Origin of the sequence: Burkholderia sp. AU45388, from assembly GCF_030481585.1 — a bacterium.
Taxonomy (GTDB): Bacteria; Pseudomonadota; Gammaproteobacteria; order Burkholderiales; family Burkholderiaceae; genus Burkholderia; species Burkholderia sola.
Map to the genome: position 1 here is coordinate 19,445 of NZ_JAUJPV010000032.1, position 26,026 is coordinate 45,470.

Sequence of the window (26,026 nt, forward strand, 5' to 3'; positions counted from 1 at the left end):
GGAGCCGGGTTTTTCGTAGACGAAGTGCGCATCGGTCAATTGCGCGGCACATCGCCTAGTGTGCTTGGTTGCGGGGACAGGATTTGAACCTGTGACCTTCGGGTTATGAGCCCGACGAGCTGCCAGACTGCTCCACCCCGCGTCAGAGAAATAAATTATAGGGTGAGGAAGTACTCACGTCAATACTTTTGTCATAATTTCTGCGTCCGCTGCCCGCGAGGCGATGCGCGACTCGTGCCCGAACCCGCATGACGCGCGCGTTCGCACCCCATGCTCGCGGTAAGATGGCGGCCTTCGCATTCACGCCGCACGCACCCTTCCCGTTCATGAAAATCGCCACCTGGAACGTCAACTCGCTCAACGTCCGCAAACAGCACGTGCTCGACTGGCTCGCGCAAAGCGGAGCCGACGTACTGTGCCTGCAGGAACTGAAGCTGCCGGACGAGAAATTCCCGCGCGCCGATCTCGAGGCGGCCGGCTACCGCAGCTGGTTCACCGGCCAGAAGACCTACAACGGCGTCGCGATCCTCGCGCGCGACACGCTCGCCGTCGACGAATCGGACGTCGTGCGCAACATCCCCGGCTTCGACGATTCGCAGCAGCGCGTGATCGCCGCGACGATCGACGGCGTGCGCATCGTGTCCGCGTACTTCCCGAACGGCCAGGCGCTCGACTCCGACAAGTTCGTCTACAAGATGCAGTGGCTCGACGCGCTGCAGGCGTGGCTGCGCACCGAGCTGCAGCGCTACCCGAAGCTCGCGCTGCTCGGCGACTACAACATCGCGCCGGAAGACCGCGACGTGCACGATCCCGCGAAATGGGAAGGCCAGAACCTCGTGTCGCCGCAGGAGCGCGCGCACTTCGCGCAGCTGATCGAACTCGGCTTCGTCGATGCGTTCCGCCGTTTCGAACAGCCCGAGAAAACCTTCACGTGGTGGGACTACCGGATGATGGCGTTCCGCCGCAACGCGGGGCTGCGCATCGACCACATCCTGCTGTCGCCGGCGCTCGCGGCGACCTGCACGTCGTGCGAGGTCGATCGCGTGCCGCGCACGTGGGAACAGCCGTCCGACCACACGCCCGTCGTCGCGATCGTCGGCTGATCGTCCAGGCGGCCCGCGCGCGATCAGCGCCGCGCGGGCGCCGGCCCGAGATGGGCCCACAGGAAACCGAATTCGGCTGCGTCGGCTTCCGCGCGTTCGAGATCGTCGGCGCTGCCGTGGCCGCCGTCGGTGTTCTCCCAGTACCACACCCGTTCGTGACCGAGCGCCTGCATGCGCGCGGCCATCTTGCGCGCATGCGCGGGATGCACGCGGTCGTCGCGCGTCGACGTCGTCAGCAGCAATGGCGGATACGCGACGCCTTCGCGCACGCGGTGATACGGCGAATACGCGGCCAGCGCCGCGCCTTCACGCGGATCGTCCGGGTCGCCGTATTCATCGAGCCACGCGGCGCCCGCGTGCAGTTTCGGATAGCGCTGCATGTCGAGCAGCGGCACGCGGCACAGCACCGCGCCGAACAGCTCGGGCCGCTGCATCATGCACGCGGCGACCAGCAGCCCGCCGTTGCTGCCGCCCTCGATCCCGAGCTGCGCGGCGCGCGTCACGCCGGTCGCGACCAGATTCTCGGCGACCGCGATGAAATCGTCGAACGAACGCTGCCGGTGTTCGCGCTGCGCGTCGACGTGCCAGCGCGGCCCGAACTCGCCGCCGCCGCGGATGTGCGCGAACGCCATCACGCCGCCGCGCTCGAGCCAGCCGATCCCGAACGCATCGCTGTAGCCCGGCAGGTTCGGAATCGCAAAGCCGCCGTAGCCCGACAGCAGGCACGGCCGCGCGATGCGCGCCACGCCTTCCGGTGCATCGAGCGCATCGCGCGGCCCGATCAGCGTGTACGGCACCACCGTGCCGTCGCGCGAACGTGCGCTCGCGCGGCGCACGACGAGCCCGGCCGCGTCGAACTGCACCGGCGGCCGGTCGAGCAGCACGCGGCGCGACCGCGCATCGGCCGCGCGATCGGCAAGGTCGGCGAGCCAGCATTCGGGCGGATCGAGATAGGTGTCGACGTCGACGTACACCTCGTCGTTCAACGTCGACTCGACGGGTTCGACGTCGATCTGCGCGTCGCCCGGCCAGTCGAACGGCCGCGCGTCCCACGTCCACGACCCGTCGTCGGCCTGCCGCGGCTGCCACAGCATCGTACGGTTGTGCACGTCGTCGAGCCAGCTCGCGATCAGCGTCGTGCGCGTGTGCGTCCACGTGCAGGCGGACGTCGTCGGCTGCGGCGCGAACAGTGTCGTGAATTCGCGCGCGCCGGCGAGGAACGCCTGCTCGCGGATCGCGAGCAGCGAGCCGCCCGCGTGGCGCACGCCGTTGCAATCCCAGTCGAGGCGCGGCTCCAGCACGAGCCAGCCTTCCCAGAACCCGACTTCGACATGCGTCGGCACGTCGTAGCGCGCCCATTCGCCCGCGTCGGTCAGCCGGTACGCGTGCGCGTCGAAGAAGTCGACGCTGCGCCACGCGACATGGCGGCGGTCGATCGGGTCGTACCATGCGCCGGCGCTGATGTCGTCCGGCTCGCCGCTGAACACGACGGGCGCATCGGCGAGCGCGGTGCCGCGCACCCAGCGCCGCGCTTCATACGGATAACCGGCCGCGGTCGCATGCGCTTCGCCGCGATCCCAGCTCACGTACATGGTGTCGCGGTCGATCCAGCCGACCGTGTGATGGCCCGGCGCGTCGATCGTGAAACCGCCGTCGACGAAACGGCGCTCGACGAGATCGAATTCGCGCACGACGACCGCGTCGGCGCCGCCCGGCGACAGCGACAGCAGCACCCGATCGCCGTCCGGATACAGGATCGCGTCCTGCTCGAACACCCACGACTCGCCCTCCTCCGCGCCGAGCGCGTCGACGTCGAGCAGCGTTTCCCACGCCGGCTGCCCGGCCCGCCAGTCGGCCCAGCGCGTGCGGCGCCACAGTCCCTTCGGATGGAGATCGTCTTGCCACAGGTCGTACGCCCAGTCACGCCAGCGGGTCGGAATCACCGGGCGTTCGCGCGGCAGATACGCTTTCGCGAGACGCGCGGTCAGCGCGCGATATTCATCGTCGTCGCGCAGCGCGGCGCGCGTGCGCGCATTCTGCTCGTCGACCCACGTGCGGGCGCGCTTGCTGTCGAGCGCTTCGAGGAAACGGAACGGGTCGGCCCCGGCGGGCCAGCGGAAGGAATCGGACATGGAGGATCGGCGGAATGGCAAGCTGCGTGCAAACCGCGATTATGTCCGATCGCGGCATGCGCGGGCCCGCACATGCCGCGGATCGTGCTCGGTCAGGGCTCCAGATGGAGTTCCTGGATCTTGCGCGTGATCGTGTTGCGGCCGATGCCGAGCCGCTCCGCGGCCTCGACCTTGCGGCCGCGCGTGAAGTCGAGCGCCTCGCGGATCACGGCCGCCTCGAAGCGGCGTGCGAGTTCGTCCATCACGTCGGTCGAGTTCTCGCGCAACAACCGCGCGACTTCGGTGCGCAGCCCGTGCTCCCACAGCGGGTAGCCGGCCGGCGCGCCGCCGTTCGCCGCGCTGGCGGCGGGCGCGGCCGTCGGGGCTGCACCGATCGCGGCAGGCGCCGCCGTCGCGTGGCTGCCGCTGCCGTGCACGTCCGCGCCGTCGCCCGTCGCGACGACCGGCGCACCGGCCGGCACGAGGTCGGGCGGCAGATCCTTGATCTCGACCGTTTGCGCGGGCGCCATCACGGTCAGCCAGTTCGCGAGGTTCTCGAGCTGCCGCACGTTGCCGGGAAACGGCAGCGACGTCAGGTACGCGAGCGCGTCGTCGGACACGCGCTTCGGCTCGACGCCGAGATCGCGCGCGCTCTTCTGCAGGAAGTGGCGCGTGAGCAGCGCGATGTCCTCGCTGCGTTCGCGCAGCGGCGGCAGGCGCAGCCGGATCACGTTGAGCCGGTGGTAAAGGTCCTCGCGGAACAGCCCCTGCCGCACGCGCGACTCGAGATTCTGGTGCGTCGCCGCGATCACGCGCACGTTCGCACGCAGCGGGTTGTGGCCGCCGACCCGATAGAACTGCCCGTCCGACAGCACGCGCAACAGGCGCGTCTGCAGGTCGAACGGCATGTCGCCGATTTCGTCGAGGAACAGCGTGCCGTTCTCGGCCTGCTCGAAGCGGCCCTGCCGCGTCGTCTGCGCGCCGGTGAACGCACCGCGCTCGTGGCCGAACAGTTCGGATTCGAGCAGGTCCTTCGGAATCGCCGCCGTGTTCAGCGCGATGAACGGCCCGTTCGCGCGCGGGCTGTGACGGTGCAGCGCCCGCGCGACGAGCTCCTTGCCGGTGCCGGATTCGCCGGTGATCAGCACCGTCGCGGCCGAATGCGACAGCCGGCCGATCGCGCGGAACATGTCCTGCATCGCGGGCGCCTGGCCGAGCATCTCGGGCGCCTCGGCCACGCGCTCGTCCTGCGGCGCACCGCCGCGCAGGCTTTCTTCCACCGCGCGACGGATCAGCTCGACCGCCTTGTCGACGTCGAACGGCTTCGCGAGATATTCGAACGCGCCGCCCTGGAACGCCGCGACGGCGCTGTCGAGATCGGAGAACGCCGTCATGATGATGACGGGCAGGCCCGGCAGCCGCTCGTGCATCGCCTGCAGCAACTCGAGGCCCGAGCCGCCCGGCATCCGGATGTCGGACACGAGCACCTGCGGCGTCTCGTGGTCGAGCGCGGCCAGCGCGTCGCGCACGTTCGCGAAGCTCTTCGTCGCGAAGCTGTCCCGGGCGAGTGCCTTTTCAAGCACCCAGCGGATCGATTGGTCGTCGTCTACTATCCAGATCGGCTTCATAGGTCGGTCAGGTATGGGTGAATCGCAATGCTGCCGCTCAATGGTCGAGCGGCAGCAGAATCTGAAATTCGGTACGTCCGGGCCGGCTTTCGACCTCGATCATCCCGTCGTGCTGCTGCACGAAGGTTTGCGCGAGCGTGAGGCCGAGGCCGCTGCCGTCGTCGCGTCCGGACACGAGCGGGTAGAAGATCCGGTCGCGGATCTCCTCCGGAATGCCGGGCCCGTTATCGACCACGTGCAAGTCCAGTGCCAGCTTGTACAGGCGTTTCGCGATCGTGATCTTGCGCGCGATGCGCGTGCGCAGCTCGATCTTCGCGTCGCCCTGCGCGATCCGTTCGCGCAGCGCCTGCGCCGCGTTGCGCACGATGTTCAATAGCGCCTGGATCAACTGCTCCTTGTCGCCGCGCAGGTCCGGCACGCTCACGTCGTAATCGCGCTCGATCGTGAGCCCGCGCGGGAATTCCGCGAGCATCACCGCGCGCACGCGTTCGCATACTTCGTGAATGTTCACGTCGCCGACGATGTGCGGATGCCGGTGCGGCTCCAGCAACCGGTCGACGAGCGTCTGCAGGCGGTCGGACTCCTTGATGATCACCTGCGTGTATTCGCGCAACTCGCCGCGCTCGCGCTCGCCCAGTTCGAATTCGAGCAGTTGGGCTGCGCCGCGAATGCCGCCGAGCGGGTTCTTGATCTCGTGCGCGAGGTTGCGGATCAGTTGCTTGTTGACCGCGGTCAGGTCGTGGATGCGCTCTTCCCGATCGGTGCGCGACTGCCGTTCGTTCTCGAACAGCTCGACGAGCACGAAATCGGGCGCGTTCTCGAGGAAGCCGACGATCGCATGCACGTGCAGCGGTTCGCGGCCGGGCCGGTCGAGCACGGTATCGAGGTGCGTCGCGTGAAAGCGTTCCTGGCCGATCGCGGTGATCGTCGACGCGAGCTCGTTCGCGTTCGGGAAAATCTCGCCCCACGGCCGCTGCGCGAGCTGCCGCCGCGAGATGTCGAGCATCGCCTCCGCGGACGGGTTCGCGAACGCGACCCGCAGCGTCTTGCGGTCGAGCACGATCACGACCGTCGGCAGCGCTTCGAGCCCCGCCAGCAGACCCGAGCGCGCGAGCCGCTCGTCGTCCGTCAGTCGTTCGGGCTGCCCCGTTTTCGCCTTGATCAGATTCTTCAGAACCATCTGCGTGCTTGTCGCGCCTCACCGGGCAGAAAATGAAAATCGTCGGAACAAAAAAGGGACGGCCGGACGCCGTCCCCTTTCAGACTCCGCCGTTCCCGCCGCAAGCCGCGCGACGGGAACGAACCGGCATGACGGCGCTGAATCGAAGCGCCATCGCCGATTAGAGCGAGTAGTACATCTCGAACTCGATCGGGTGCGTCGTCATGCGGAACTTCGCCAGCTCCTGCTCCTTCAGCGCGAGGTACGCGTCGATCATGCCGTCGGTGAACACGCCGCCGCGCGTCAGGAATTCGCGATCCTTGTCGAGCGCTTCGAGTGCCTGGTCGAGGCCCGCGCACACGGTCGGGATCTTTGCATCCTCTTCCGGCGGCAGGTCGTACAGGTTCTTGTCCGCGGCTTCGCCCGGGTGGATCTTGTTCTGGATCCCGTCGAGGCCGGCCATCATCAGCGCCGTGAAGCACAGGTACGGGTTCGCCATCGGATCCGGGAAGCGCGTTTCGATACGGCGGCCCTTCGGGTTCGACACGTGCGGAATGCGGATCGATGCCGAACGGTTGCGTGCCGAGTAAGCGAGCTTGACCGGTGCTTCGAAGTGCGGGACCAGACGCTTGTACGAGTTCGTCGTCGGGTTCGTGATCGCGTTCAGTGCACGGGCGTGCTTGATGATGCCGCCGATGTAGAACAGCGCCAGTTCCGACAGGCCGGCGTAGCCGTTGCCCGCGAACAGGTTCTGGCCATCCTTCCAGATCGACTGGTGAACGTGCATGCCCGAACCGTTGTCGCCGACCACCGGCTTCGGCATGAACGTCGCCGTCTTGCCGTACGAGTGCGCGACGTTATGGATGATGTACTTCGACCATTGCGTCCAGTCGGCGCGCTGAACCAGCGTCGAGAACTTCGTGCCGATTTCGTTCTGGCCCTGGCCCGCCACTTCGTGGTGGTGCACTTCGACCGGGATGCCGAGCTGTTCGAGCAGCAGGCACATTTCCGAACGCATGTCCTGGAACGTGTCGACCGGCGCGACCGGGAAGTAGCCGCCCTTCGTGCCCGGACGGTGGCCCGTGTTGCCGCCTTCGAATTCCTTGCCTGCCGACCACGGCGCTTCTTCCGAGTTGATCTTCACGAAGCAGCCCGACATGTCCGTGTTCCACTGGACCGAGTCGAAAATGAAGAATTCCGGTTCCGGACCGAAGTACGCCGTGTCGCCGATGCCCGTGCTCTTCAGGTACGCTTCGCCGCGCTTCGCGAGCGAACGCGGATCGCGCTCGTAGCCCTTGCCGTCGGCCGGCTCGACCACGTCGCAGGTCAGCACGAGGGTCGACTCTTCGTAGAACGGGTCGACGAAGGCAGCGCTCGGATCCGGCATGAGCAGCATGTCCGACGCCTCGATGCCCTTCCAGCCCGCGATCGACGAACCGTCGAATGCATGACCGCTTTCGAACTTGTCTTCGTCAAACGCCGAAACCGGCACCGACACGTGCTGTTCCTTGCCGCGCGTATCCGTGAAGCGGAAATCGACAAACTTGACGTCCTCGTCCTTCACGAGCTGCATGACGTCGGCGACGGTTTTACTCATAACCTCTTCTCCTGATTGAACAATTCCGGCGGCCTGGGAAACCGCCTCGTTTATCGAGCTGACCGGGGTCTTGCTTTGGCGCAGCGCGCCCCGATTCGACCGAATTCTATATAGCAGCTTCCGTGCCAACCATCGCAAAACCGACGCGAATCACGCCGGCCCGCGCCGCAGCGGAGCTTCGTTGCGCGATTCCGGGGCCGGGCGCCGCACCGGCGCATACGCCATAGCACCGAAATGGTGCAATCCGGTGGATCCGTCGGCGCCATGCGTCCATTCTGGTGCACACCGGCCATTCTGCACCTTTTTGGTGATCCCGTGGCCGCCACGCGCACCGTGCCGCATGCGGACTTCCGTGCGGCGCCGTCGCGCTAGAATGACCGTTTGACCGATACGGAGACTCCCCGCCATGAGTACGCTGGACCAGCTTTACGCGAAGGCCGACGAACGCCGCGCACAAGGCGCGCTCGACTATGCCGGCGCGCTGCTGCCGGTCGAGGCATTCGAACTGCTGCAGCTCGACCCGTCGGCGCGCCTCGTCGACGTGCGCACGCGCGCCGAACTCGACTGGATCGGCCGCCCGCTCGTCGGCGACGGCCAGTACCTGCACGTCGAATGGACGCGCTACCCAGGCGGCGTGCCGAACGCCGAATTCGTCAACGAACTGAAGGCGGCCCTCCCGGCCGATACGCCCATCCTGTTCCTGTGCCGCAGCGCCGCGCGCTCGAAGCTCGCGGCGGTCGCGTCCGCGCAGGCCGGCTTCACGAAGGCGTTCGACCTGCTCGAAGGCTTCGAAGGCGCGAAGGACGCCGAAGGCCACCGCAAGACGGTCGACGGCTGGTGCTTCCGCAAACTGCCATGGATCGGCGCCTGACGGCGCGCCGCGCCCACCGGTTGCGACAGCCTCATCGTCGAGCCGGGCGATGACATGCCGATGACGGGCCGCATTGCGCGGCCCGTTGCTTTTGGTGCGGCCGTGTCGTTGCGGGCCGCCGCTCACGCGCGCGGCGTATCGGGCTCCACGACGTCGCCGCCGAGCAGGTGCACGCCTTCGCGCAGCTTCACGAACGCGGCCGCGACCGCTTCCGGCTCGCCCTTCACGCCGAGATCGATGTGACGGCGCGCATAGATGCCGCCGCGCTCCGCGTCGCCGACGCTCGGCAGGCTGAACACGCGCACGCCCGGGAAATCGCGCTCGATCTTCTCCATCAACGGCGTGAGCGTCGATTCCGGCAGCTCGAACACATACAGCGAGCGCTCGGCATGCGGCGTCGCGTGATGCAGATGCGCGTACTTCGTGTCGAGCACCCATTCGATCATCGGCCACGCCATCACCGGGAAGCCCGGCACGAAGTGGAGATCCCCGACCGAGAAGCCCGGAATCCGGTTGTAGCCGTTCGGGATGATCGTCGCGCCGGCCGGGAACACGCCCATGTTGAAGCGATGCTGGTTCTCCGGCGACTCGAAGTCGACCGGCGTGGCCGGGTCGGTGTGCGTTTCGCGAATGCGCTCCGCAATCAGCACCTTCGCGTCCGGATGCAGCTCGAGCGGCACGCCGAGCGCGGCGGCCGCGCACTGGCGCGTATGGTCGTCCGGCGTCGCGCCGATCCCGCCCGTCGAGAACACGATGTCGCCCGACGCGATCGCGCGCGCCAGCGTCGCGGTGATGCGCGCCGGATCGTCGCCGACGTATTCGGCCCAGTCGAGCGCGAGCCCGCGCGCGCCGAGCAGCTCGATGACCTTCGCCAGATGCTTGTCCTGCCGGCGGCCCGAAAGGATTTCGTCGCCGATGATGATGATGCCGATGCTCATGCCTGCCCCATGTCGATTGCGGTGGCGCGCGCACTGGCGCGCAGGTCTTCCAGCGCGCGCAGGCAGTAGTGCCCGAACCACAGCGCCGAGAAGACGAGGATGAAAGCGTAAACCCAGATCATCGCCGCTGCCACGAACGGGAACAGCACCATCATCCAGACCGACGACACCCACACGAAGGTCGGCACGGTGCCGAGCAGCCCGGTCGCGACGCCGATGCCGATCAGCGGCCAGCGGTGCCGGCGCACGAGCGCGCGGCGCTCGTCGCGGCTCGCATGCAGCGCGAGCGCGTCGTAGGTCATCACGCGGTACGTGAGCCAGCCCCAGATCACCGGCGGCAGCAGCGCGAAGAACGGCGGGATCAGCCACAGCGGGATCGTGACGACGAGCAGCACGACGCCGACGATCGCCGCGCCGAGCGAATTGACCACGCTGCCGAAGAAGGTGCCGCCCCGCTTCGGCTCGAGCGCCGCGAACTGCCGGTTCGACAGGTGCTTGATCACGACCGGCATCGAGATCGTCGCGATCAGCAGCAGCACGGTCAGCACGATCAGCGGAATCGCGAGCGATACGACCACGAACGGCGCGACGACCGCATGCAGCTGCGACATGCCGATCGCATCGAACGCGCGATACAGCGCGGCCGTCAGCACGAAACCGTCGAGCGCGCCGCGCGCGAGATCCAGCAGCGTCTGCCACGAGAACCACAGCACGACGCCCCACAGCAGCGCCGACACAACGAACGGCATCAGGGTGAGCCACAGCATGCGCGGGTGCAGCGCGCTGGCGAGCGCCCGGACGAAGGAACGCAGCAGGTCGTTCATGCGAGCCTATGAAATCTGGATTGACGGAGAAAAACGGGGAAAGGATAAACCACGCGGCCCGCGTGCGCCAAAGCGCAGGCGGGCCGCATGGGAAAGTCGTTCAACGGGAGACGGGCCCGCTCGGGATCAGGCGGACGCCGCGCCGCGCTTGGCGGAGAACAGGCGCCGGAAGATCCGCACGAACGCGAGGCCGTGCTGCGACCAGAAGCCGTCGCCGTAGGACACGCCCTCGACCTGCTCGCGGATGCCGGTCGGCTCGACCGTGCGGTTCCACGACGCGGTGCCGAACATCATGTCCCACCACGGGAACAGCACGCCGAAGTTGCAGCCGTACTTGGTGCCTTCGTGGCCATAGCCGACCGCATGGTGCCGGCGGTGGAAGATCGGGCTGACGAGCAGGCGCTCGCCGATGCGGCCGTACGACAGCCGCGCATTCGTATGCTGGATGCTCTGCAGGAAGTTCGTGACCGCGGTCAGCACGACGAACTGCGACGGCGTCACGCCGATCACGAGCGCGATCGCCGCGAAGAAGCACGACTGAAGCACGTCGTCGAGCAGGTGGTTGCGGTCGTCGCACCACAGCGACATCTGCCGCTGGCTGTGATGGACCGCGTGCAGCTCCCACCAGATGCCGAACTTGTGCTGCCAGCGGTGATACCAGTAGCCGGCGAAGTCGAGCACGACGAGGTAGATCGCGAACGCGACGATCGGCCGCGAGGTCACGCCCGGCCACAGATAGTCGAGGTTCACGTTCGCGACGCCGTGCAGGCGCAGCCACGCCTGGAGGTTGTCGAATACCGGCTGCAGCGCGAAGAAGAAAAACAGCGCGTAGATGCCGAGCTTCGAGATCGCGGTGTAGATCACGTCGACCCGCACCGCGCGGCGGTTCTTCCAGCGCTCGACCGGCAGCAGCGCCTCGAGCGGGCGCAGCAGCGCGAACATCAGCACCATCTGCAGCGCGCCGACGATCACCCAGTACAGCGCGTCGTAGGTGTCCTCGTCGTAGTCCATCAGGTTGAACTTGAAGAGGAACGGCTGCACGACGTCGACGTACAGCCAGGTCTGGACGTCCGACACGAACGCATCGATCAGGTGCAGCATCGTTCGCCTCCGCCCGTCACGCGCCGTTCGCCGCCTTCCACGGCGCGCGGTCGTAGAAGTAGATGCCGTGCGGCGAACGGCCGACGGCGATCGTCTGCACCAGCTTGCGCGACGCCAGATCGATGATCCCGACCTTCTTCGCGAAACGGAACGTCACCCACAGCGTTTTTTTGTCGGCGGACAGCTCCATGTCGTCCGGGCCCGGCAGCAGGCCGGTGATGTCGCCGACCTTGGTGAGCGTGATCTCGTCGATGATGCTGATCGTATTCGCGACCCGGTTCGTGATCGCGACGTGCGTGCCGTCGGCGAGCGAGCGGAAGTTGTGCGCGCCCTTGCCCGTCTGAATCGTCTTCACGACCTTCTGATTGCGCCAGTCGACGACCGCGACGTAATCGGCGCCGGTCATGCCGACCAGCAGGTATTTGTCGTCGGGCGTCATCCACAGGCCCGCCGGCACCTTGCCGACCGGCATCTTCCACTTGACCGTCTGCGTCGCAAGGTCGACCGCCGCGATCTCGCCGGACACCTGCAGCGACACGAGCACCGTCTTGCTGTCCTTCGTGAACGCGAGGTGGCTCGGCATCACCGCGAGCGGCAGGCGCTTCACGAGATGCAGGTCGCGGCCGTCGTAGCTGTAGATGTCGAGCCGGTCGAGGCGCAGCCCGGTCGACACGAACCACTTCTTGTCGGGCGAGAAGCCGAGCTGGTACGGATCCTCGATGCCTTCGACCGTGCGCTGCAGCTTGCCCGTCTTCGGATCGACGAACATCAGGCTGTTCGAGACCGAATTGGCGACGATCAGCGACGAATTGTCGGGCGTCGCCATCAAGTGGTGCGGTTCCTTGCCGGTCGGCATCGTGGACACGACTTCGCGGGTCTGCTCGTCGATCAGGGAAAGCGTCGCTTCGGCCGAATTGAGGACGATCACGTTATTCGCGTGTGCGGCGGGCGCCAGCACGGCGGCGGCCAGCGCAAGCGTGCGGCCGAAGGAAAGGAAAGTGCGCATGAAGACTCACGTCGTGGAACAGCTGTCATTGTAGAACGTTCGGCGGGCCCCTCCGGTTGACCCATGCCGGTGTTGCACCGCTTTTGCGCCGCCGTTGCGTCACCTCGCCGCACGCCGCGGCGGCCGGACGAGCTACTGCCGCCGGCGCCGCGGTGCGAGCCCGGGCCGGCCGCCCGTCCAGCCCGGCCAACCGATGTCGCGCTAGCGCTGCATCGACTCCCAGACCTTGTGCAGGCGCTTGACAGAGACCGGCATCGGCGTGCGCAGTTCCTGCGCGAACAACGAAATCCGCAATTCCTCGAGCAGCCAGCGGAATTCCGCGAGCCGCGCATCGGCGACGCCGCCGCGCTGCGACACCGCGCGCTGGTACTGCTGGGCGAGCGGGAGCAGCTCGGCCGACTGCTTCGCGTCGCGCGCCGGATCGGCCTTCAGCTTGTCGATCCGCAGCGCGATGCCCTTCAGATAGCGCGGGAAGTGCGCAAGCTGCGCGTAAGGCGTATCGATCACGAAGCGCTTGCCGACCAGCGCGGCCAGTTGCTGCTGCAGGTCCGCATGGGCCTGCGCGAACGGCTTCGCCTGCGCGAGCTTCTTCACGAGGCCCGCGTATTCGGCCAGGATCTGCCCGACGAGCCGCGCGATTTCCTGCGCGAGCAGGTTCAGGCGGCTGCGGCCCTCGTCGCGGCGCGCGTGGAAGCTCGCGTCGTCGTCGGGCAGCGGGTCCTGCAGACACGCGCGGTCGAGCGCCGTGTCGATCAACTGGTCGCGCAGCTCGTCCTGCGTGCCGAGCGACATGTACTGCATCGCCATCTCGCGCAGGCCCGGCAGGTTCTTTTCCAGGAACTTGATCGGCTCCTTCAGCTGCAGCGCGAACAGCCGCCGCAAACCGGCCCGGTGGATGCGCGCGGCCTCCTCCGGCGAATCGAACACCTCGACGTCGCAATGCGTGCCGCGGTCGACGAGCGCCGGGTAGCCGTACAGCGTCTGGCCGCGCCGGCGGATTTCCAGCAGCTCGGGCAGCTTGCCGAAATTCCACGTCGTCAGGTTCTCGTACAGCGCGGTCGCGCCGCCTTCCGCCGGGGCGGCCGTCTGCGGCGCCGCGCCCTTGCCCGGCTTGCCGCCCTTCGCCGCCGAACCCGGCGCGGCGGCGGGCGCCGGCGTGTCGCCTGCGTCGCCCGCGCCGGCGTCGCCGCCGGTCGCGATCGTCGACGCCGCCGCGATCTTCTGGAACTGCTGCTGCGCCTGCGCGCCCAGCTCCTGGCGAAGCTGCGCGAGGTTGCGCCCCATCGCGAGCTGGCGGCCGTGCTCGTCGATCACCTTGAAATTCATGAACAGGTGCGCGGGCAACGTCTCGAGCTTGAAGTCGGCCGTTTTCATCGCGACCTGCGTCTCGCCGCGCACGTCGGCGATCAGCGCCTCGACGAGCCCGCCGGCGCCGAAGCGCTCGCGCCCCATCCGCTCGACGAAGCCGGCCGCGTACTCCGGCAGCGGCACGCAGTGCCGGCGCAGCTTCTGCGGCAGCGACTTCAGCAGCAGTTGCACCTTCTCCTTCAGCATGCCGGGCACGAGCCATTCGCAACGGCGCGCGTCGACCTGGTTCAGCGCGTAGAGCGGCACCGCGAGCGTCACGCCGTCGCGCGGCGTGCCGGGCTCGAAGTGGTACGTGAGCGCCATCTCGACGCCGGCCATCGTCGCGCGCTTCGGGAACAGGTCGGTCGTCACGCCGGCCGCCTCGTGGCGCATCAGGTCGTCGCGAGACAGATACAGCAGCCGCTGCTTGTCGTCGGGCTGGCCGCCCTTCTTCACCTCGTCGCGATACCAGCGCTCGAACGCGGCGCCCGTATGGATGCCTTCCGGAATCGCGTGGTCGTAGTACGCGTAGATCAGTTCGTCGTCGACCAGCACGTCCTGGCGGCGCGACTTGTGCTCGAGCTGCTCGATATCGGCGAGCAGCTTGCGGTTGTGCGCGAAGAACGGCAGCTTCGTGTCGAATTCGCCTTCGACCAGCGCGCCGCGGATGAACAGCTCGCGGGCGCGCGCCGGGTCCTGCTTGCCGAACGCGACGCGCCGCCGGTGGTAGATCGGCAGCCCGTACAGCGTCGCACGCTCGAACGCGCTGACCTGCGCCGGACGCTTCTCCCAGTGCGGCTCCGACAGCGATTTCTTCAGCAGGTGCGCGCCGATCTTCTCGACCCACTCCGGCTCGATCTTCGCGAGGCAGCGCGCGTACAGCCGGCTCGTCTCGACGAGCTCGGCCGCCATCACCCAGCGGCCGGCCTTCTTCGCGAGCGCGGAGCCCGGCCACAGGTAGAACTTGATCCCGCGTGCGCCGAGGTAGTGCGGATCGTCGTCGGCCTTCATCCCGAGGTTGCCGAGCAGACCCGTCAGCAGGGCCAGATGGATCTGCTCGTAGGTGGCCTCGACTTCGTTGAGCCGCCAGCCGTGCTCGCGCACGACCGTCAGCAACTGCGAATGGACGTCGCGCCACTCGCGCAGCCGCAGGTGCGACAGGAAATTCTGCCGGCATGCGTCGATCAACTGGCGATTCGACTTCTTGTGCGCGACGGCCTCTTCGAACCACGCCCAGATCTTCAACCACTGCAGGAATTCGGAGCGCTCGTCGGCGAACCGGCGATGCGCCTGGTCGGCCTGCTCCTGCGCTTCGATCGGACGGTCGCGCGGGTCCTGCACGGACAGCGCGCTCGCGATGATCAGCACCTCGCGCAGCGACTGCTGGTCGCGCGCGGCGAGAATCATCCGGCCGACGCGCGGGTCGAGCGGCAGCCGCGCAAGCTCGCGGCCGAGCGGCGTCAGCGCGTTGTCGTCATCGACCGCGCCCAGTTCGTTGAGCAGCTGATAACCGTCCGCGATCGCGCGGCCGGGCGGCGGTTCGAGGAACGGGAACGATTCGATCGCGGTCAGGTGCAGCGACTTCATCCGCAGGATCACCGACGCGAGCGACGAGCGCAGGATTTCCGGATCGGTGAAGCGCGCGCGCGCCTGATAGTCGCTTTCCTCGTACAAGCGGATGCACACGCCGTCGGCCACGCGGCCGCAGCGGCCCGCGCGCTGGTTCGCGGCGGCCTGCGAGATCGACTCGACCTGCAACTGCTCGACCTTGTTCCGGTACGAATAGCGCTTCACGCGCGCGAGGCCGGTGTCGACCACGTAGCGGATGCCCGGCACCGTCAGCGACGTTTCGGCCACGTTGGTCGCGAGCACGATCCGGCGCGCGTTCGACGCCTTGAACACCTTGTCCTGGTCGGCCGCGGACAGCCGCGCGAACAGCGGCAGGATCTCCGTGTGCGGCGGATGGTGCTTGCGCAGCGCCTCGGCCGCCTCGCGAATCTCGCGCTCGCCGGGCAGGAACACCAGCACGTCGCCGGGGCCTTCGCGGCACAGCTCGTCGACCGCGTCGACGATCGCGTCCATCAGGTCGCGCTCGGCTTCGCGCGCGGTCTTCACGCGATCGCGGCCGCCCGTGCCCTCGGCGTTCTTCACCGCAGGACGATCCTCGGCCACCGGCCGATAGCGCATCTCGACCGGATACAGCCGCCCGCTCACCTCGATCACGGGCGCCGGACGTTCGTCGGTGCCGAAATGGCGCGCGAAGCGGTCGGCGTCGATCGTCGCGGACGTGACGATCAGCTTCAGGTCCGGCCGCCGCGGCAGGATTTCCTTCAGGTAGCCGAGCAGGAAGTCGATGTTCAGGCTGCGCTCGTGCGCCTCGTCGATGATCAGCGTGTCGTACGCCTTCAGCAGCGGATCGGTCTGCGTCTCGGCGAGCAGGATGCCGTCCGTCATCAGCTTGACGGATGCACCCGGCGCGAGGTTGTCGGTGAAGCGCACCTTGTAGCCGACCACCTCGCCGAACGGCGTGCCGAGTTCCTCGGCGATCCGGCGGCCGGTCGACGACGCGGCCAGGCGCCGCGGCTGCGTATGGCCGATCAGGCCCGTGCCGCCGGCGCCGAGGCCGCGGCCGAGATCGAGGCAGATCTTCGGTAACTGCGTGGTCTTGCCCGAGCCGGTTTCGCCGCAGACGATGACAACCTGATGACCGGCGATCGCGCGCGCGATTTCGTCGCGCTTGCCCGACACGGGCAGGCTTTCGGGGTAGGTGATCGGCGGGACGGCATTCGGCGGAACGGCGGCGCGCGGCGCACGCTCGCGGCGCGGGGCGCGCTCGCCCGCCGGCTGCTGCGCGCCCTTCGCCGCCGGCTGGCGCGCGTCGCCGCGCCGTTCGTCATGGCGCGGCCCGCGCGGCGCGGGTGCCGGCTGGCCCGCCGGCTTGTCCTGCTGCCGGCGCGGCGGCTGGCCTTGCTGCTCGCGCGCATCGGCCGCACCATCCGGGTGCTTCGCCGACGGCGTATTGGCCCGCGTCGGCGCGGGACTTTTAGAAACATTCGACATGGGGGCGCATTATAATCCCGCCCATGAATTCCCAAACCGACCTCCCTCCCGCCCAGACCGGCGCCGCGACGCCGCCGGTAGCCGACGATTCGGCCGCCAGCCACGCGCAGTTCGTCGACTGGATGCGCTCCGTCGCGCCCTATATCCACAAGTTCCGCAACAGCACGTTCGTCGTGGGGTTCGGCGGCGAGGTGGTGCAGCAGGGGCTGCTGAACGCGCTCGTGTCCGACATCGCGCTCTTGCAGGCGATGGGCATCCAGATCGTGCTCGTGCACGGGTCGCGCCCGCAGGTCGAGGAGCAACTGAGCCTGCACGGCGTCGAATCCGAGTTTTCGCACGGGCTGCGCATCACCGATGCGCGCGCGCTCGAATCCGCGAAGGAAGCGGCCGGCGAAGTGCGTCTGGACATCGAGGCCGCGATCAGCCAGGGTCTGCCGAACTCGCCGATGGCGCACGCGCACATCAGCGTCGTGTCGGGCAACTTCGTGACCGCGCGGCCGGTGGGGATTCTCGACGGGGTCGATTTCGCGCACACGGGCATCGTGCGCAAGATCGATGCCGAATCGATCCGTCATTCGCTCGCGAGCCGCAAGCTCGTGCTGCTGTCGCCGCTCGGGTTCTCGCCGACCGGCGAGGCGTTCAACCTGTCGATGGAAGACGTCGCGTCGGCGGCCGCGATCGCGCTGCGCGCCGACAAGATCATCTTCCTGACCGAAGGGCCCGGCATCGTCGACGACGAAGGCGAGCTGGTGCGTGAAATGTCGCTCGACGCGGCGGCCGAGCTGCTCGATTCCGGCAACATCCAGGGCGACGACGGGTTCTTCCTGAAGCATTCGATCCGCGCATGCCGCGGCGGCGTGACCCGCGCCCACCTGATCCCGCAATCGCTCGACGGCAGCATGCTGCTCGAACTGTTCCTGCACGACGGCGTCGGCACGATGATCTCGTACGAGAACCTCGAAAGCCTGCGCGAGGCGACGCCGGACGACGTCGGCGGCATCCTGTCGCTGATCGAGCCGCTCGAATCCGACGGCACGCTGGTGCGGCGCGGCCGCCACCAGATCGAACGCGACATCGACCACTTCTCGGTGATCGAGCACGATGGCGTGCTGTTCGGCTGCGCGGCGCTGTATCCGTATCAGCAGGAAAAGATCGGCGAGATGGCGTGCCTGACGGTCGCGCCGGAAGCGCAAGGCTCGGGCGACGGCGAACGCCTGCTCAAGCGCATCGAGCAGCGCGCCCGCGCGCGCGGCCTCACGCACATCTTCGTGCTCACGACGCGCACCGAGCACTGGTTCCTCAAGCGCGGCTTCGTCAAGGTCAGCGTCGACGACCTGCCGGAAGACCGTCGCAAACTCTATAACTGGCAGCGCAAGTCGCTCGTGCTGATGAAGCAGCTCTGAGCGCAGGCACGCCTGCCCTTCCCCCCAGACCGATTACAGGAGAAGTACACGATGGCTCGAATGATCCAATGCGCGAAGCTCGGCAAGGAAGCCGAAGGCCTCGATTTCCCGCCGCTGCCGGGCGAACTCGGCAAGCGCATTTACGAGAGCGTCTCGAAGGAAGCGTGGCAAGGCTGGCTCAAGCAGCAGACGATGCTGATCAACGAAAACCGCCTGAACATGGCCGACCCGCGCGCGCGCCAGTATCTGATGAAGCAGACGGAGAAGTACTTCTTCGGCGAGGGCGCGGACCAGGCGTCCGGCTACGTGCCGCCGACGGAAGGCTGAGCGACGACGCGACGCGAGACGGCCGGCCGTGCCGGCGTCGTCGCGATGTGAAGCAAACGCCCGAACGGCACCGTGTATCGCACGGTGCCGTTTGCTTTTGGGATGCGTGATCCGACGCGCGCGAAGGCAACGCGACGCGGGCCGTCCGACGCCCGATGCCGTGGAATCGCCGCATCGCCACCTCACCTCACCGCATCGCATGACGCCATGCCTGCCGGCTCAACCCGCCGGTTTCAACGTGCCGCGATCGTCCGGTTGCACGGCTTCGCCCGCGGGGCTTCCCGCCCCCGTGCTCTCGACACCCCACTCGGCCGCATCGCTGCGCTCGGCGCTCGACAGCTCGTCGGCGCGATACCCGGTGCGATTCAGCAGCACCAGCATGCAGGCAAGCGACACGAGCGCGTACAGCCCCGACGCGATCGCGACGCCGACGATGCTGCCGGTCGCATTGAGGATCGCCTGCGCGAGCACCGGTGTGCCGCCGCCGACGACCAGCGCGCTCAACTGATACGCGAGCGACAGGCCCGTGTAGCGGATGTTCGCCGGGAACACGCGCGCGAGCACCCCGCCGACCGCGCCGTAGAACATCGCCGACGGAATCGTCGAGATGCACATGCCCGCGACGGCGACCCAGTACGAACGCGTCGCGAGCGCATGGAACATCACGGGCATCAGCACGATTTCCGGGATCAGGATCCAGCACATCGCGCGCCGCATGTCGACCTTCGACACGAACCACGCGCCGACCGGCTGCATCAGGAATTGCACGACGAGCGAGATCGACAGGATGCCGAGGAACGTGCCCTGCGCGTAACCGAGCGTCTTCGTCGCCCACGACAGCGCGAACGTGCTGCGGAAATACGTGACGTTGATCACCGGCAGCGTGCCGGCCGCCAGCAGCACGACGACCCAGTGGTCGCGCACGACGTCGCGCAGCGGCAGCTTCACCGTGCGCTTGCGCGCAAGCACGCGCTGCATGTCGATCGACTCCTCGAGCCGCAACCGGATCACCATCCCGATGATCACGAGCACGGCCGACAGCAGGAACGGAATGCGCCAGCCCCACATCAGGAACGACGGCGTCGGCAGCGCGCTCAGCGCGAAGAACGCGGCCGTGGCCAGCAGGTTGCCGGTGGGCGAGCCCTGCTGCGCGAACGCCGCATACAGGATGCTGCGATGCTTCGGCGCGTTCTCGCTCGCGATCAGCACCGCGCCGCCCCACTCGCCGCCGACCGCGATGCCCTGCAGCACGCGCAGCACGACGAGGCCCGCGGGCGCCCAGACGCCGATCGACGCGTAGCCGGGCAGCAGGCCGATGCCGGTCGTCGCGAGCCCCATCATCACCAGCGTGATCACGAGCGCGGTCTTGCGGCCGACGCGATCGCCGAGATGGCCGAACACGATCCCGCCGAGCGGCCGCGCGGCGAAGCCGGCCCAGAACGTGACGAACGCGAGCAGCGTCGCGACGCCGGGATCCATCGTGCTGGAAAAGAACACCTTGCCGAACACGAGCGCGGCGGCCGTGCCGTAGATGTAGAAGTCGTACCACTCGATCGTGGTGCCGACGAACGCCGCGAGGGCGGCGCGGCCGGGCCGCGGCGGTGCGGCGGGCGAGGATTGCGGACGGCTCATCGATGTCTCCAAGTTTGTGATCGGCGGCGCGGCTGTCGAGCGCGGCCGGTTGGCCGGCCTTGCGCCGCCGGCTGGCGGGGTTGCGCTACGTTGCGTTGCCTGGGGTTGACGCTGACGTTGCGATCGGTCGGTTCGGGACGGCGCTCGTCCGCAGGTGCCCTCGCCCGTCACGTCTCGTCCGGCGCGACCTTCAGCACGCCGGCATCGAGCAGTTGCTGCTGGAGCGTGCGATCGACGCCGAGCCGGTCGAGCACCGCGCGCGTGTCGCGGCCGAGCGCGGGCGGCGCCGACCGGTAGGTCGCCGGCGTGCGCGACAGCTTCACCGGCGACGCGGTGCCGCGATACGCGCCGATCTCGACGAACAGCTCGCGATGCAGCGCATGCGGATCGTGCGCGACGTCGGCCACCGTGCGCACCGGCCCGCACGGCACGCCGGCCGCAATCAGGTCGCGCGCAAGCGGCTCGCACGCATGCGCGGCGAGCCGCAGTTCCAGTTCGGCCTTCAACTCCGGCCGGTGCGCGCAGCGGCTGCGGTTGTCGACGAAGCGCGGATCGTCGGCGAGCGCCGGCGCGCCGAGATGCGCGACGAGCCGCGCGAACTGCCGGTCGTTGCCGGCCGCGAGAAAGATCGGCACGGTCGCCGTGCGGTAGCTGTCGTACGGCGCGATGTTCGGATGCGCGTTACCGCTGCGCTCCGGCACGCGGCCCGACCCGAAGAAATTCGGCAGATGCGGATGCAGCAGCGACACGCCGCAGTCGTACAGCGCCACGTCGATCGACTGGCCGCGGCCGCTCTTGTCGCGCTCCGCGAGCGCCAGCAGGATGCCGGCGAGCGCGTTGAGCCCCGTGACCATGTCGACGATCGGCAAACCGATGCGCGTCGCGGCGCCATCGCGCTCGCCGTTGACGCTCATCAGCCCGGCCATCGCCTGAATCACCGCGTCGTAGCCCGGCAGCCCGCCCAGCGGGCCGTCGTCGCCGAAGCCCGTCACCGCGCAATGGATCAGGCGCGGGAAGCGCGGCTGCAGGTCGCGTGCGTAGTCCATCCCCCAGCGCGCGAGCGTGCCCGGCTTGAAGTTCTCGACGAGCACGTCGGCGCTTTCGAGCAGCCGCCACAGGATCGCGCGCCCTTCGTCGCGCGACAGGTCGAGCGCGAGCCCTTCCTTGTTGCGGTTCACGCCCATGAAATACCAGGCCGTCTCGCCAAGGAACGGCGGCCCCCAGCCGCGCGTCTCGTCGCCGTCGGGCGGCTCGATCTTGATCACCGTCGCGCCGTGGTCGGCGAGCGCCTGCGTGCAGTACGGGCCGCCGAGCACGCGGCTCAGGTCGACGACCTTCAGGCCGTGCAGCGCGCCGCGCGGAGTGTTCTCGGTCGCCGTGCTCATCGCTCGACCTCCGGCAGCAGATCGAGCGCCATGTCGAGCGGCACCGGCGTGCCGCGCAGCAGCGCATCGGACGCAGCCGATTCATCGTCGCGCGATGCCGGCGCGAGCGGATCGACCGGCAACAGCTTGTGCCGCACGATCAGGTGCGCGAGCGCGAGACGCCTGAAATCCGGCGCGAGCCGTGCGCCCTCGCAGGCCATCAACACGGCCGCGCTCGCGTAATACAGCGCGGACGCGGCCTGCCGCACACGCGCGTCGTCGCCTTCCCCGGCGACCCGTGCGAGCGCATCGCACGCCCGCGCAAGAATGCGCCGCAGCGCCGTGCGGCTCGCGTCGGGCAGCGGCGCCGCGCCCAGACGATCGCCGAGGAACGTGCGCAGCGCGTCGAGCGCATGCTCGCGCTGCGCGGCGCGCGCGACGTCGAGCGCGACGATGTTGCTCGTGCCTTCCCAGATCGATCCGAGGTGCGCGTCGCGCACGAGCCGCGCGTCGCTCCATTCCTCGATATAGCCGGTGCCGCCGCGCACTTCCATCGCATCGCCCGTCACGCGGCGCGCATCGCGGCACGCGCGGAACTTGATCAGCGGCGTCAGGATCCGCACGCAGCGCGCGGCCTGCTCGTCGCCTGCATCGGCCTGCGGCAGCAGCATCGCGATCTGCATGAACATCGCGCGCGCGGCCTCCGCGGGCAGCAGCATCTTCATCAACTGGCGCTGCATCAGCGGCATCTCGATCAGCTTGCGGCCGAATGCCTCTCGATGCGCGGCGACGTGCAGCGCTTCGTTCAGCGCGCGCCGCATCAGCCCCGCCGCGCGCACGCCGTTCGACAGACGCGACATGTTGATCATGTCGGCCATCTGGTGAAAGCCCCGGCCGATCTCGCCGATCAGCCAGGCCTGCGCGCCTTCGAGCGCGATCTCGCCGCTCGCCATCGAACGGCTGCCGAGCTTGTCCTTCAGGCGCACGATCCGGTAGCGGTTGCGCGTGCCGTCCGGCAGCGTCTTCGGCAGCAGGAACAGCGCGAGGCCCTTGATGCCGTCCGGCGCGCCGTCGGGCCGCGCGAGCACCATCGCGAGATCGGCGTCCGCATTCGAACAGAACCACTTGTCGCCGGTCAGGCGCCAGACGGTCTCGCCGTGCGCGTCGGTTTCGCAGGTCGCGCGCGTCGCGATCCGGCCGACGTCGGAGCCGGCCGCCTGCTCGGTCATGAACATCGCGCCCTGATACAGCGTGTCGAAGTCGCGCGACGCGAGCCTCGGCAGGTAGCGCGCGACGAGCGCGGGATCGCCGAAACGGCGCAGCGTGCGCGTCAGCGAATCGGTCATGCTGACCGGGCAGCACAGCCCGAATTCCGCCTGCACGAACAGGAACGTCAGCGCGTACTTGACGAGCGGCGGCACGGTGTCGGATCCATGGCTCAGCGACGCGAGCCCGAGTTCCGCATACGCGACGCGTTCGAGCGCGACGTACGCCGGATCCTTGTCGATCCGCTGCACGGCCTCGCCGCGCCGGTTGCGATGCTCGAGCACGGGCGGATGCTTGTCCGCGCGCGACGCCCATTCGTCGAGCTCGCCCGATACGCGCGCGCCGAGCGCACGCAGCCGCGGCTCGAGTTCGGCATAGTGCGCGTCGCCGAGATGCAGCTTCAGCAACGCGCCGAGATCGGGATCGACGGTGAAGAAATTGAGGCCCCGGCTGTCGGGGATGTTGGATGCGCCGGCGTCCGGCGTGCGAGCGGTGTCGTTCATGCATGCGTCTCCTGGGTTGCCTGCGCAGTTGCCGGGGCCGCGTGCCACCCACGGCCGGCTGGTCCTGCATCAAGCCTTCCGGAGAGCGTAGGCGTGCAGTCGATAAGCGTCCAATACAGGATTTGTCCGGTACGATAGATATCGCTTATCGATGTCGACGCCGGGAGGAGACACCATGGAACTGAGGCAGTTGCGCTACTTCGTGGCGGTCGCCGAGGAGCTGCATTTCGGGCGCGCGGCGAAGCGCCTGTTCATCTCGCAGCCGGCGCTGAGTTTCGACATCCGCAAGTTCGAGGACGCACTCGGCGTGCAACTCTTCTCGCGCACCAACAAGACCGTCGCGCTGACCAACGCGGGCGAGGTGCTGCTCGGCGAAGCACGCCGACTGTTGCTGCAGGCGGCCGAAGCCGAGCGGCTCACGGTGCGTTCGGCATCCGGCCTCGGGGGGCGGCTGCGGATCGGCTTCGTCCACTCGATGCTGTATCGCGGGCTGCCCGATGCGGTGCGGCGCTTCGAGGCCGACTATCCGGGCGTAGAGGTCGTGCTGAGCGAGATGAACACGCACGCGCAGGTGCAGGCGATCCAGCGCGGCCAGATCGATCTCGGCTATGCGCACTGGGGCCGCTTCCCAGCCGACGTCGAATCGGTGCCCGTCTATGCGGAGCCGTTCGTGTGCTGCCTGCCCGCGGCGCATCCGCTCGCGCGGCGCCGCCAGGTCGCACTCGCCGCGCTGGCCGCGGAACCGTTCATCCTGTTTCCGCGCGACGCCGCGCCGCACTATCACGACCTGATCATCGCGCAGTGCGTGAACGCCGGGTTCAGTCCGCTGATCCGCCACGAGGCGCGGCTGTGGCAGACGATCCTGTCGATGATCGAGTTCGGGATGGGTATCGCGCTGGTGCCGCGCGTGCTGCAGCAGGCGAAAAGCGACCGGCTCGCGTTCGTGCCGCTGAAGGACGCGTCGCTCGAATCGCGCACGCTCGCGCTGAAACGCAGCGGCACCGCCGAACCGGTGGCGTTGCGCTTTGCCGACTACGTGCGCGCATCGATCGACGCACTGCCCGCGCTCGCGGGCTGAGCACGCGGCCGGCGAACCGGTGGTTGCGGGGCATTTGAAAAAATTTGCAGAAAGGGCTTTACGAACCCCAAAAGCTCTGACATAATTTGATTCTTCTTTGGGCGGTTAGCTCAGCGGTAGAGCACTGCCTTCACACGGCAGGGGTCACTGGTTCGATCCCAGTACCGCCCACCAAGGATTCATCGGTGTGTGAAGCCCGAAGAACAAAGGCCCTCAGGCGTAAGCCGAGGGCCTTTTTCTTTTGCGGTGACTCTAAGCCTAACCCGCTCACAACGCCATCACGTTTCCGCGCACCGCCCCTTACGATTCCCGTATTAACGCTTGCGCCGTCGCGGATCGATGCCGTTTTGTTCGAGTAGTTTTCGCAGGCGGGCGTTATCGCCCCATAGCGTTGCGAACGCGATCAGCATCATGACGGTGGGGAACCATTCGCCGGTTCCGGCGATGATGGCCCAAGCAACGGCGAAACAGACTATCGCCGTGCCGATGAGAAGTAGGCGGTCGGCAATCCACTTCATCGCGCACCTCGGATCGCCGTGTTCATCTTCAACCCGAAATAGCTATGAGGGCCGGGCGCGAGAACCTCCGGATGCCGCAGGATTTGCGCCATGACGAGCGGATGAATCGTCAGCCCATAGCGTGTGCCCCATCGAGCGACTGCAAGCGACGTGTTCGCGTTGCCCTTGCCTGCGCCGCAAGCTAATGTCGAATCGGTTGCGACCATCAGGCTACCGATGACCGCGCCCAGGTAGCGCTGCCAAGGATCGAGCCGACAACACCGACCTTTTCGACTAGCGTGGTCGCACCGAGCATTTCGCCCACCGTCGCGTCGGGGCCAAGCGCCTTTAGCGTCCCCATCATCGTACTGACAGCCGCAACCGACGTTTGTAGCGTCGCGAAAAGCGTTGTCGGAACGGGCATATGCAGTGCGGTCATGTTCGTCTGGAAGGCTTCAAAGAAGCTCGGGCATGTCGGCATGGGCAACGCTCCGGATCAAGCGCATAATTTTCGCATACCGGTCACGTCGGCCTACCTGTCACCGTTGACAGGCACTTCACTAAACCAGCGGCAGTTTGTTTCATTGACGCTACGAAAGAACAAGCCCGATTCGCCTTTTACCTGCGACGGCGCCCACCAAAGAATTCAAGGGCCTGCGTCTCACGACGCAGGCCCTTTTCGTTTTGGCGTCGCGCGTGCCCGGCGCGATACGGGCGCCGCGTCATTCGACGCCGCGCCCTCCTCACGCAGGTCCGCCCTGTTTACCGCACGTCCCCCACCCGCTCCGCCGTCGCATCGAACGCGCGCTTCGCCTTGTCGACGATCTCGTCGACCTCCGCCTCGCGGATCACGAGCGGCGGCGACAGCAGCATCCGGTCGCCAGTCGCGCGCATGATCAGGTTGCCGTTGAAGCAGAAGTCGCGGCAGATCGTGCCGATATCGACACTCGCATCGAAACGCTCGCGCCGCTCACGATCGCGCGCCAGTTGAACGCCCGCGACCAGCCCGCCCCCCGAGATCTCGCCAACGATCGGATGGTCGCCCAGCGTGTCGCGCAACCGGCGCCGGAAATACGGGCCGATATCGGTCTTCACGCGCTCGACGATGCCTTCGTCGCGCAGCAGCTTCAGGTTCGCGACCGCGACGGCCGCCGCCACCGGATGGCCCGAATACGTGAGGCCGTGATTGAATTCGCCGTTGTCGATGATCG

Annotated in this window: 20 protein-coding genes and 2 tRNA genes; 6 read left to right on the top strand and 16 right to left on the bottom strand. The window is 67.8% G+C overall.

Annotated elements, in window-relative coordinates; all coding sequences use genetic code 11:
• Positions 1 to 65: 65 nt before the first annotated feature.
• Positions 66 to 142: transfer RNA gene (locus QZM72_RS32985), tRNA-Met, on the bottom strand.
• Between the two features lie 184 nt (positions 143 to 326).
• Here QZM72_RS32985 and xth point away from each other — a divergent pair.
• Complete coding sequence (gene xth, locus QZM72_RS32990; protein ID WP_089467989.1) at positions 327 to 1,103, top strand: exodeoxyribonuclease III; 777 nt, start codon at positions 327 to 329, stop codon at positions 1,101 to 1,103.
• 23 nt (positions 1,104 to 1,126) lie between these two features.
• On the opposite strand, the gene QZM72_RS32995 is transcribed toward xth, so the two are convergent.
• From QZM72_RS32995 to glnA, 4 genes are all read right to left on the bottom strand, one after another.
• Complete coding sequence (locus tag QZM72_RS32995) at positions 1,127 to 3,235, bottom strand: prolyl oligopeptidase family protein (RefSeq protein WP_301740199.1); 2,109 nt, start codon at positions 3,233 to 3,235, stop codon at positions 1,127 to 1,129.
• Positions 3,236 to 3,327: 92 nt separating this feature from the next.
• Complete coding sequence (ntrC, locus tag QZM72_RS33000) at positions 3,328 to 4,842, bottom strand: nitrogen regulation protein NR(I) (RefSeq protein WP_301740200.1); 1,515 nt, start codon at positions 4,840 to 4,842, stop codon at positions 3,328 to 3,330.
• Between the two features lie 37 nt (positions 4,843 to 4,879).
• Positions 4,880 to 6,022 (bottom strand): nitrogen regulation protein NR(II), encoded by a 1,143-nt coding sequence (glnL, locus tag QZM72_RS33005; protein ID WP_179233407.1) that lies wholly within the window; start codon positions 6,020 to 6,022, stop codon positions 4,880 to 4,882.
• Positions 6,023 to 6,182: 160 nt separating this feature from the next.
• Complete coding sequence (gene glnA / locus QZM72_RS33010) at positions 6,183 to 7,598, bottom strand: type I glutamate--ammonia ligase (RefSeq protein WP_017331833.1); 1,416 nt, start codon at positions 7,596 to 7,598, stop codon at positions 6,183 to 6,185.
• Between the two features lie 406 nt (positions 7,599 to 8,004).
• Between glnA and QZM72_RS33015 the strand changes: the two genes are divergently transcribed.
• Positions 8,005 to 8,469, top strand: coding sequence for a rhodanese-like domain-containing protein (locus QZM72_RS33015; protein WP_301740201.1), 465 nt, complete (start codon positions 8,005 to 8,007; stop codon positions 8,467 to 8,469).
• A 122-nt stretch (positions 8,470 to 8,591) separates the two neighbouring features.
• On the opposite strand, the gene QZM72_RS33020 is transcribed toward QZM72_RS33015, so the two are convergent.
• The 5 genes from QZM72_RS33020 to hrpA all read right to left on the bottom strand — a co-directional run bounded on the left by QZM72_RS33020 (position 8,592) and on the right by hrpA (position 16,745).
• On the bottom strand, positions 8,592 to 9,407 hold the full coding sequence (locus tag QZM72_RS33020; protein WP_301740202.1) for a molybdopterin-binding protein: 816 nt from the start codon (positions 9,405 to 9,407) through the stop codon (positions 8,592 to 8,594).
• The gene (locus QZM72_RS33025; protein WP_301740203.1) at positions 9,404 to 10,231 is read right to left on the bottom strand and encodes an EI24 domain-containing protein; all 828 of its coding nucleotides are present in this window, start codon (positions 10,229 to 10,231) and stop codon (positions 9,404 to 9,406) included. The genes QZM72_RS33020 and QZM72_RS33025 overlap by 4 nt, the downstream gene beginning before the upstream one ends.
• A gap of 126 nt (positions 10,232 to 10,357) precedes the next feature.
• Positions 10,358 to 11,332 (bottom strand): sterol desaturase family protein, encoded by a 975-nt coding sequence (locus QZM72_RS33030; RefSeq protein WP_301740204.1) that lies wholly within the window; start codon positions 11,330 to 11,332, stop codon positions 10,358 to 10,360.
• Between the two features lie 16 nt (positions 11,333 to 11,348).
• The gene (locus QZM72_RS33035) at positions 11,349 to 12,338 is read right to left on the bottom strand and encodes a beta-propeller fold lactonase family protein (RefSeq protein ID WP_089467832.1); all 990 of its coding nucleotides are present in this window, start codon (positions 12,336 to 12,338) and stop codon (positions 11,349 to 11,351) included.
• 201 nt (positions 12,339 to 12,539) lie between these two features.
• The gene (gene hrpA / locus QZM72_RS33040) at positions 12,540 to 16,745 is read right to left on the bottom strand and encodes an ATP-dependent RNA helicase HrpA (protein WP_301740205.1); all 4,206 of its coding nucleotides are present in this window, start codon (positions 16,743 to 16,745) and stop codon (positions 12,540 to 12,542) included.
• 23 nt (positions 16,746 to 16,768) lie between these two features.
• Here hrpA and argA point away from each other — a divergent pair, with 23 nt between their 5' ends.
• Positions 16,769 to 18,148, top strand: a complete 1,380-nt coding sequence (gene argA / locus QZM72_RS33045; RefSeq protein ID WP_089467834.1) for an amino-acid N-acetyltransferase — start codon at positions 16,769 to 16,771, stop codon at positions 18,146 to 18,148.
• A gap of 51 nt (positions 18,149 to 18,199) precedes the next feature.
• The gene (locus tag QZM72_RS33050; protein WP_009692666.1) at positions 18,200 to 18,475 is read left to right on the top strand and encodes an oxidative damage protection protein; all 276 of its coding nucleotides are present in this window, start codon (positions 18,200 to 18,202) and stop codon (positions 18,473 to 18,475) included.
• Between the two features lie 219 nt (positions 18,476 to 18,694).
• On the opposite strand, the gene QZM72_RS33055 is transcribed toward QZM72_RS33050, so the two are convergent.
• From QZM72_RS33055 to QZM72_RS33065, 3 genes are all read right to left on the bottom strand, one after another.
• A complete protein-coding gene (locus tag QZM72_RS33055) occupies positions 18,695 to 20,107 on the bottom strand; it encodes an MFS transporter (RefSeq protein WP_301740206.1) in 1,413 nt (470 codons plus the stop codon).
• 167 nt (positions 20,108 to 20,274) lie between these two features.
• On the bottom strand, positions 20,275 to 21,492 hold the full coding sequence (locus QZM72_RS33060; RefSeq protein ID WP_301740207.1) for a CaiB/BaiF CoA-transferase family protein: 1,218 nt from the start codon (positions 21,490 to 21,492) through the stop codon (positions 20,275 to 20,277).
• A complete protein-coding gene (locus QZM72_RS33065; protein WP_301740208.1) occupies positions 21,489 to 23,240 on the bottom strand; it encodes an acyl-CoA dehydrogenase family protein in 1,752 nt (583 codons plus the stop codon). Before QZM72_RS33065 ends, QZM72_RS33060 begins: the two co-directional genes overlap by 4 nt.
• Before the next feature lie 175 nt (positions 23,241 to 23,415).
• Between QZM72_RS33065 and QZM72_RS33070 the strand changes: the two genes are divergently transcribed.
• Together QZM72_RS33070 and QZM72_RS33075 are read left to right on the top strand one after the other, a co-directional pair.
• The gene (locus QZM72_RS33070; RefSeq protein WP_089467837.1) at positions 23,416 to 24,318 is read left to right on the top strand and encodes a LysR family transcriptional regulator; all 903 of its coding nucleotides are present in this window, start codon (positions 23,416 to 23,418) and stop codon (positions 24,316 to 24,318) included.
• A 99-nt stretch (positions 24,319 to 24,417) separates the two neighbouring features.
• Positions 24,418 to 24,492 (top strand) — tRNA-Val (locus QZM72_RS33075).
• 140 nt (positions 24,493 to 24,632) lie between these two features.
• Here QZM72_RS33075 and QZM72_RS33080 read toward each other — a convergent pair.
• From QZM72_RS33080 to QZM72_RS33090, 3 genes are all read right to left on the bottom strand, one after another.
• Positions 24,633 to 24,836, bottom strand: coding sequence for a hypothetical protein (locus tag QZM72_RS33080; protein WP_124557644.1), 204 nt, complete (start codon positions 24,834 to 24,836; stop codon positions 24,633 to 24,635).
• Positions 24,837 to 25,041: 205 nt separating this feature from the next.
• On the bottom strand, positions 25,042 to 25,296 hold the full coding sequence (locus QZM72_RS33085; protein WP_301740209.1) for a hypothetical protein: 255 nt from the start codon (positions 25,294 to 25,296) through the stop codon (positions 25,042 to 25,044).
• Between the two features lie 281 nt (positions 25,297 to 25,577).
• On the bottom strand, positions 25,578 to 26,026 hold a 449-nt coding region (locus tag QZM72_RS33090; RefSeq protein WP_301740210.1), incomplete at its 5' end, for an aminotransferase class III-fold pyridoxal phosphate-dependent enzyme.